Annotated in this window: 6 protein-coding genes; 4 read left to right on the forward strand and 2 right to left on the reverse strand. The window is 74.3% G+C overall.

The features are described 5' to 3' along the window. Positions 1 to 185: hypothetical protein (locus tag ABD211_RS27585; protein ID WP_344138159.1), on the reverse strand; the 185-nt coding region annotated here is incomplete at its 3' end. Between the two features lie 163 nt (positions 186 to 348). Between ABD211_RS27585 and ABD211_RS27590 the strand changes: the two genes are divergently transcribed. Continuing rightward, the gene (locus ABD211_RS27590) at positions 349 to 1,746 is read left to right on the forward strand and encodes an ABC-2 transporter permease (RefSeq protein WP_344138161.1); all 1,398 of its coding nucleotides are present in this window, start codon (positions 349 to 351) and stop codon (positions 1,744 to 1,746) included. Positions 1,747 to 1,854: 108 nt separating this feature from the next. Further along, a complete protein-coding gene (gene ppc, locus ABD211_RS27595) occupies positions 1,855 to 4,632 on the forward strand; it encodes a phosphoenolpyruvate carboxylase (protein WP_425560545.1) in 2,778 nt (925 codons plus the stop codon). A gap of 641 nt (positions 4,633 to 5,273) precedes the next feature. Here ppc and ABD211_RS27600 read toward each other — a convergent pair. Beyond that, positions 5,274 to 5,492, reverse strand: a complete 219-nt coding sequence (locus tag ABD211_RS27600) for an FmdB family zinc ribbon protein (RefSeq protein WP_344138163.1) — start codon at positions 5,490 to 5,492, stop codon at positions 5,274 to 5,276. 117 nt (positions 5,493 to 5,609) lie between these two features. Between ABD211_RS27600 and cysC the strand changes: the two genes are divergently transcribed. Continuing rightward, entirely contained in the window at positions 5,610 to 7,130 is a 1,521-nt protein-coding gene (gene cysC, locus ABD211_RS27605; RefSeq protein ID WP_344138166.1) for an adenylyl-sulfate kinase, read from the forward strand. A gap of 127 nt (positions 7,131 to 7,257) precedes the next feature. Continuing rightward, positions 7,258 to 8,804, forward strand: a 1,547-nt coding sequence (locus tag ABD211_RS27610) for a tyrosine-protein kinase domain-containing protein (protein ID WP_344138169.1), incomplete at its 3' end; no start/stop codon positions are given.

Below are 8,804 nucleotides of genomic sequence, written 5' to 3' on the forward strand. Positions count from 1 at the left end.
GCGCCGCCGCCGGCCCGCGCCGCGATGGCGGCGGCGACGAACGGCCGCGAGCCGGCGGGCGCGGTGAGATCGAGCTGTTCGGCGGAGATCGCGGCGCCGCGCTCGGAGGTGCCCCGGGCGAAGTCGCGCAGCCGGGCGAGCGCCGGGTCGCCGAGCGCCGCGTCGAGCAGACCGACCAGGGTCATGATCATCTCCCGCACGCCAAAGTGCCCCCAGCCGACTCGGACAGGGGGTGGTGTTGCGCACCAGCCTACGCCCGCCGGCCGACGCCCGCGCCGGGCGCGGAACCCGCCCGCCCGGCGGCTTTCCGGGCCTACTCTGACAAAAGCCAACACATGGGGGTACGCAGTGACCGAACCGCACGAGTCCCCACCCACCCCGGCCAGTCGCGTCGACGACGCCCTCGGCTCGGGCGACGAGCCGCCGGGATCGTCACCCACCTACGTCGCGTCGCACGCCGCGCCGCCCGAGCCGCACGACGCCGCACCTCCGGCGGGCAGCGCCGTCGACGACGCCCTCGGCGCCAGCGACGAGCCCTCCCCAGCGGGCGGGACGGGCCGCGCCCCGCCGGAGTTCGCCCTCGGCGAGATGCCGATCCACGTCCACGCCGACGAGCCGCTGTCGCTGGGCGAGATGCCCGTGGGCCACGAGTACCCGGCGCCCGACACCGAGCCGGCGCTGCCCGACACCGCGGGCGGCACCCCGAGCAGCCCGCTCATCTGGCGGGGTATGTGGCACGTGCCCCGCTACGCGGGCGACCGGTTCTGGAAGGCCTGGGCCGGCCGGGCCGCGATCCTGCTCGCCGGCGTTCTCCTGCTGACCACGGCGTTCATCGCGGCGTACGTCGGCGGGCTGCACGAGCCCACGCCCCGCGACATCCCCGTCGGGGTGGTGACCGGCGACCAGACCGCCACGCAGCTCCTGAGCATCCTCGACGAGCGCACCGGCCTGGTCACGGGCCACGAGTTCGCGACGCGGGACGCCGCGACCGCCGCGCTCGACCGGCGCGAGGTGTTCGCCGTCGTCGCCGGCGGCGCCGCCGGCCTGCAGCTCACCGTGTCCAGCGGCGCCGGCCAGCCGGTGGCCCAGATCCTGGCCGGCGCCGTGGCCGCCGTCGGGCAGGCGGCCGGGGTCCAGGTCACCACCGTCGACGCGTACCCGCTCACCGCGCACGACCCGCGCGGGCTCGTCGCTTTCTACCTCGTCGTGGGGCTGACCCTCGGCGGTTACCTCGCGGCGACCGTACTCGGGCTGAGTCTGGGGACGGCACCGCGCGACCTGATGCGCGCCACGGCCCGGATCGGCGCGTTCGCCGCGTTCTCCCTGCTCCTGGGGCTCGCGGGGGCGATCCTCGTGGGGCCGGTCTTCGACATCTGGACCGGGCACACGCTCGGTCTCACGTTGGGCGGGGCGCTGGTCGCGTTCACCGCGGCCGCGATCACGTCGGCGCTGCAGGGGTGGCTCGGCATGGTCGGCACCGGCCTCGCGATTCTGTTGCTCGTGGTGCTCGGCAACCCGGGTTCGGGCGGGGTGTTCCCGTGGCCGTTCCTGCCGTCGTTCTTCCGGGGCATGCACGTGTGGCTGCCGACCGGACTGGGCACAGACCTGACGCGGGCGGTGGCCTACTACGCGCGGGCGGGGGCCGGGCTGCCGGTCGCGGGGCTGCTGGTGTGGTCGCTGGCCGGGGTCGTCGGCACGTTCGCGGCGGCCGTCACCCGAGGTCGCCGCGGCGAACACGCACTGTAATGAGCGGGGACCGTAACGAGGCTCACCTGACGTGACGGCTCAACGACCGTTACGATCCTCGTGCCCGGACAGCGCTGTCCCCCGCGTACTCAGCGATTGGATCTGTGCGTGACCGCGGACAGCGAGATTTACGAGAAGACCGGCCCCGACGAGGCCGTGGACGCCGCGCTGCGCGCGGACATCCGCCGCCTGGGCGACCTGCTCGGCCAGACCCTGGTCCGGCAGGAGGGCAAGCCCCTGCTCGACCTCGTCGAGGAGGTGCGCGGCCTGGTCCGCACCGACGGCGCGGCCGCCGGCTCCAAGCTCGCGGGCGTCGACCTGGCCACAGCCACGCAGCTCGCCCGGGCGTTCTCCACCTACTTCCACCTCGCGAACATCACGGAGCAGACGCACCGCGCCCGCGAGCTGGGCCGCGAGCGCGCCGCGCACGGCGGCTGGCTCAACCGGGCCGCCCAGGTGATCAAGGAACGCGGGGTCAGCGCCGAGGAGATCGCCGCAGGCGCCCGGCGGCTCGCGATCCGGCCCGTGTTCACCGCGCACCCCACCGAGGCGGCGCGCCGGTCGATCCTGTCCAAGCTGCGCTCCGTCGCCGACGAGCTCGACGCCGAGGCGGCGCAGGCCGCGCTCTACGGCCCCAGCCCGGCCGAGTCCGCCCGCACCGAGCGGCGCCTCGCCGAGATCATCGACCTGCTCTGGCAGACCGACGAGCTGCGGCTGACCCGGCCCGACCCGCGCGACGAGGCCCGCAACGCGGTCTTCTACCTCTCCGACCTCGCCGCCAGCGCGGCGCCCCGGGTGCTCGCCGACCTCTCAGCCACGCTGTCCGACCTCGGCGTGGAGACGCCGCCGACGGCCGCCCCGCTCACGTTCGGCTCGTGGATCGGCGGTGACCGCGACGGCAACCCGTTCGTCACCCCCGCCGTCACCCGCGACGTGCTGCTGATGATGCACGAGTACGGCATCCGCACGGTCGAGGAGGCCGTCGAAGGGCTGATCAACGAGCTGTCGGTGTCGCGCCGCCTGCGGCACGTCTCCATCGACCTCGATTCCAGCCTCGCCAAGGACCTCGACGTCCTCGGCAACGAGGTGGCGCCCCGGTTCCGCCGCGTCAACGCCGAGGAGAAGTACCGGCTCAAGTGCCGCTGCATCCTCGTCAAGCTCGGCAACACCCGCCGCCGGCTCGCCTCGGGCGCGCCCCACAAGCCCGGGTACGACTACGTCGGCGCCGACGACCTCATCGCCGACCTCGAGCTCATGCGCGCCTCGCTGGCCCGCAACACCGGCATGCTGCCGGCCACCGGCCGCCTCGCGGACGTCGTCCGCACCGTGTCGGCGTTCGGCCTGCACCTGGCGACCCTCGACATCCGCGAGCACGCCGAGGCCCACCACGCGGTGCTCGCGCAGTTCTACGAGCGGGTCGGCGAGGTTTCCGACTACCGGTCGCTGGACCGCGCCGCGCGGACCGAACTGCTGATCAAGGAGCTGTCGGGGCGGCGGCCGCTGGCGAGCGTGTCCGTGCCGCTCACCGACACCAACCGCAAGACCTTCGACGTCTTCACCACCATCCGCGACCTGCAGGACCGCTTCGGCGACGAGGTCGTCGAGTCGTACATCATCTCGATGACGCTCGGCATCGACGACGTGCTCGCCGCCGCGATCCTCGCCCGCGAGGCAGGCCTCGTCGACGTCGGCGCCGGGGTGGCGCGGGTCGGCTTCGTGCCGCTCCTCGAGTCGCCCGCCGAGCTGGACGCGGGTGGCTCGCTGCTCGACGCCCTGCTGTCCGTCGACGCGTACCGCGCGATCGTGCGGGCGCGCGGCGACGTGCAGGAGGTCATGCTGGGGTACTCGGACTCCAACAAGGACGCGGGCATCACCACCTCGCAGTGGGCGATCCACCGGGCCCAGCGCGCGCTGCGCGACGTCGCCCTCAAGCACGGCGTGCGGCTGCGGCTGTTCCACGGCCGGGGCGGCTCCATCGGCCGGGGCGGCGGCCCCACCCACGAGGCGATCCTCGCCCAGCCCAACGGCACGCTCGACGGGGCCATCAAGGTCACAGAGCAGGGCGAGGTCATCTCCGACAAGTACACGCTGCCGGCCCTGGCCCGGGAGAACCTCGAGCTGACCGTCGCCGCCGTGCTGCAGAGCGCCCTGCTCAACACGGCCCCCCGGCTCAGCCCCGAGGACCTGTCCCGCTGGAACTCGGTCATGGACCTGATCTCGGACGCCGCGTTCAAGGCCTACCGCGAGCTGGTCGAAACCCCCGACCTGCCGGCCTACTACTGGGCCGCGACCCCGACCGAGCTGCTCGGCGCGCTGAACATCGGCTCGCGGCCCGCCCGCCGACCCGACGCGTCCGCCGGCCTCGGCGGCCTGCGCGCCATCCCGTGGGTGTTCGGCTGGACCCAGTCCCGCCAGATCGTGCCCGGCTGGTACGGCGTGGGCACCGGCCTGGCCGCCGCCCGCGAGGCCGGCCTGGGCGACACGCTCCGCGAGATGCACGCCAACTGGCACTTCTTCCGCACGTTCATCTCCAACGTGGAGATGACGCTGACGAAGACCGACCTCACGATCGCGGAGCGCTACGTGCGCACCCTGGTCCCCGAGAACCTCTGGCCCATCTTCGACAAGATCCAGCAGGAGTACGCCAGCTCGGTCACCGGCCTGCTGCAGATCACCGGCGAGTCCGAACTGCTGGAGAAGCAGCCGGTCCTGGCCCGCACCCTCGCGGTCCGGGACAGCTACCTGGAGCCGCTGCACCACCTGCAGGCGGCCCTGCTGTCCCAGTACCGCGCGGCGGCCGCGAACGGCACCCCCGACGAGAAACTGGAACGCGCCCTGCTGACCACCATCAACGGCATCGCGGCCGGCCTCCGCAACACAGGCTGACCCGCCGGACCACCAACGGCGCGTGCGACCCTCGCCAAGGCGATCTCTCGGCCGGGCGGGTTCGGGTCCCCTGCCCGCCGGGGCGACCCTTGGCGAGCGAAGGCGTTCCCGGACCCGCCGAAGGCGACCCCCTTGGCGGGCGGAATGCGTGCGGAGCTCGCCCAAGGCGACCATTCGGCGCCGGGCAGGGCGCGGTCGGTGCGCACGGGCGAGCGGTAGCGACCACATGCGCACATCTGGCGGCCCGCGGGAGCCCTTAACCCGCCAACTGCTCACATGTAGCGGCCCGCGGTGGCTGCGGACCCGCCAACTGCTCACATGTGGCGACCCACCGCCGCCGCGGACCCGCCAACTGCTCACATGTGGCGACCGACGACAGCCCTCGGCCCGCCAACTGCTCACATGTGGCGAACTGGGGCAGCCCTCGGCCCGCCAACTGTGCACATCTGGCAGCCCGCAGTGGCCGCGCCCCGCCAACTGCGCACATCGGGCGGGCCGGCAGCATCTGCGGACCCGCCACATGTGTACATCTGTCCGCTCGCCGCCGCCGTCGACCCGCCAAACGCGCGCGTCTGGCCGCACGCCGCCGCGTGGGAGGCGGGGCCGGAGCGCGGCTGTCGGACCGGGTGGGGTGCGGGGGGTCAGCAGCCGCAGGAGCCGCCGCAGCAGCCGCCGCCGGTGGCGGGGGCCGGGCGGGGAGTGGAAGATCCACCGCGGGTGGCGAAGGACACGGTGGAGAGGAGCTTGACCGTGTCGGCGTGGCCGGCGGGGCACGTGGCGGGCGCCGCGGAGTCGGCCATCGTGCGGTTGACCTCGAACGTGTCGCCACACGCCCGGCAACGGAACTCGTATCTCGGCACGGTCGCTCCTCCCTCGTGGACCTGAAGGTCCATGATAGGACCGCGGCGTCGGGGTCGACCGCGCCACGATCGGCTGCGAGACTGTCGGACGGCGACGCACGGCGATGAAGGGGTGACATGGACGGCTGGGTGCTGCCCGACGAGGTGCTCCGCGATGCCCCGTCGCACGCGCCGCGACCGCGCGAGCTGGCCGACCTGGAGCTGCTCCTCACGGGTGCCCTCACCCCGCTGACCGGGTTCCTCGGCCGGGCCGACCTGGCCGCGATGGCCCGCACGGGCCGCCTCGCGGACGGCACCGCGTGGCAGGTGCCCGTCACGCTCGAGGTGCCCGAGGCCGTCACCGCGCGCCTCGACCCGACCAACCCGCTGCGGCGGGTCCTCATCCTCACCGATCCCGAGGGCGCGCCGATCGCCGCGCTGGACGCGATGGACATCTGGCCGACCCGCCCGGGCCTCACCGGTGTCGCCGGACCGGTGCGCCGGGCGGGCGACGGCGAGCACGGGGCGTTCCCGAACATGCGCCGCCCGCCGGACGAGATCCGGGCGCTGCTGCCCGAGGGCCGGGTGCTCGGCGTGGTGGTCGACCGGCCGCTGCACCGGCCGCAGCTGGCCCAGATCGCGTACGCGGCCCGCACGATCGCCGGGCACGTGCTGATCCTGATCCCGGTCGCCGAGGCGGGGCCGGACGGGCTCGCCCCCGAGGTGCTGGTGCGCTGCGTGCTCGCGGCGCGCGACCGGATGCCGGCGGCGACGATCGTGGCGGTGCCGCTGCGCAGCCGCGGCAACGAGGTCATGGACGCGCTGCTGCGCGCCCGGGTCGCGTCCGCGTACGGCGCGACGCACCTGCTCGCCGCCGGTCCCATGATCTCGGGCGGTGGCCCGCGCGCGCTGCTCCCCCGCGAGCTGGCCTACGACGGCCGCGACGGGCAGTGGCGGGCGGCGGACGACATCCCGCCCAGGCACCGGCGCGTCCCGCTGCGGCCGGACGAGATCGACAACCTGCTCGACCGTGGTGTCCCGCTGCCCGAGTGGCACACGCCGCCGGACGTGGCGTGGGAGCTGACCCGCGCGAGGCCGCCGCGACGCCACCGCGGCCTGGTGGTCTTCCTGACGGGCCTGTCGGGCTCCGGCAAGTCCACGGTGGCCCGTGGGGTCGCCGACGTGCTGGCCGAGACGGGCGAGCGCACCGTCACCCTGCTCGACGGGGACGTGGTGCGCCGCTGGCTGTCGGCCGGGCTCGGGTTCTCCAGGGAGGACCGGGACATGAACGTCCGACGAATCGGCTTCGTGGCGGCGGAGGCGGCCCGGCACGGGGGCCTCGCGTTGTGCTGCCCGATCGCCCCCTACGCGGCGGCGCGGCAGACGGCGCGACAGCTCGCCCACGCGGCGGGGGCCGGGTTCGTGCTGGTGCACGTGGCGACGCCGCTGGCGGTCTGCGAGCAGCGCGACCGCAAGGGGCTGTACGCGAGGGCGCGCGCCGGCCAGCTCACCGGGATGACCGGCGTCGACGACCCGTACGAGGTACCCACCGACGCCGACCTGGTGATCGACACGTCGACGATCGATGTGGACGACGCGGTCGACGTGGTGCTCAACCATCTCGCCGCCGAAGGCTGGTTGGATCAGCGCGCAACCTAGGCGCAAAGTCCGTTACGTCGGGAACATCCCTCCGTTTACCTCTCTGGGCGGCCACGCGTCGTGGCCACAGCGCCCGGTCGGGGCCGTCGCGTCCCCGTACCCGCTCAGCCCGGAAAGGTGCGTGCCCATGGAGAGCGCCCGTCCCGCCGCCGACCTCAACGACTACATCGGAATGGCCAGACGGCACTGGCTGACCGTGATGGGCTCGCTGCTGGTCGGTGTCACCGGAGCGGCCGCGCTCGCCGCCAGTACCCCCAAGGAATTTGCCGCGACCACGTCGGTGCTGGTGCAACCCGTGGCCAGCCTCGACGCGAACGTCGTGGGCGGGCGGACCCGCGCCGAGATCAACCTCGACACCGAGGCGCAGCTCGTGCGGTCCAGCGGGGTCGCCAACGAGGCCGCCGCGCTGCTGCGCGGGTCGGTCTCGCCGCAGCGGCTGGCCGGCGCGGTCAGCGTCGACGTGCCGCCCAACACGGCGGTGCTGCGCATCAAGTTCCGGGCGAAGACCGCCGTCGCCGCGCAGGCCGGGTCGCACGCGTTCGCCGAGGCGTACCTGCACAACCGCCAGCAGTCGGCGCAGCAGGAGATCGACGACCAGATGGCCTCCCTCGACGCGAAGATCAAGGCGCTGAACGCCCAGCTCGTCACGACCAACCACAAGATCGCCGAGGCCGGCCGGGGCTCGACCGAGCTGTCCGACCTGCGGTCCCGGAAGAACACCCTCACCGCGCAGATCAACAACATGAGCAACCGGCTGAACCAGTTCAGCGTCATGACCGCCGACGGCGGTCGGATCATCACCGACGCCGCCCTGCCCGGCCGGCCCACCAAGCCGGACGTGCCGCTGCACCTGGGCGGCGGCGCCGTCCTCGGCCTGCTCCTCGGCCTGCTGCTCGCCATCGGCCGGCAGCGCCTCGACGGGCGGGTGCGCCAGGGCTCCGACCTGACCCGCCGCGCGGGCGTGCCGCTGCTCGCCGAGCTGGGCGACCGCCTGCACCTGTCCGCCACCGAGCTGTGCGCCCCGCACACGCCCGGCGGCCGGGTGTTCAACCGGCTGCGCAACGAGGTGCTCGCCACCCTCACGCCGGACGACCAGGTCATCGCCGTCAGCAACGCGCACCCGGGCGCCGGGTCCACCCTCGTGGCGGCCAACCTCGCCGACGCGCTCGCCCGCGCCGGCAGCGAGGTCGTGCTGGTCAGCGCACACGCGCCCGACCTGGGCACGCCCACCACGCCGCTCACCGACCTGTTCCAGGTGGCCAGCGGCCCCGGCTTCACCGACGTGCTCGCCGGCCGGGCCACGCTGACCAGCGCGCTGCAGCCCACCCACCGCAACTCGCGGCTGACCGTCATCACCACGGGCGGCACCGCGACGGCCGCCGGGCTGCTGCAGGGCGAGGACGTGCGGACCGTGCTCACCGCCCTGTGCGAGCAGACGGAGTACGTCATCATCGACGCGCCGTCCACCGCCTCCAGCGCCGACGCGCAGAGCCTGGCCGGGCTCGCCGACGCGGCGATCATCACGGCGGAGCGCAACCAGTGCCGCGTCGCCCAGGTCGCCGACGCCGCGCAGCAGTTCGCCCGCGTCGGCACGCCGCTGCTCGGCGCCGTCCTGCTGCCGGCCGTGCGACTGGCCGCCACGGCGGGCGCCCGGGCGGCCGCCACCCCGACCGT

This window comes from Luedemannella flava (assembly GCF_039528515.1).
Lineage (GTDB): Bacteria > Actinomycetota > Actinomycetes > Mycobacteriales > Micromonosporaceae > Luedemannella > Luedemannella flava.

Excerpts from the sequence above, each read along its gene's own strand:
- cysC (WP_344138166.1), top strand. The coding sequence starts at position 5,610 with ATGGACGGCTGGGTGCTGCCCGACGAGGTGCTCCGCGATGCCCCGTCG.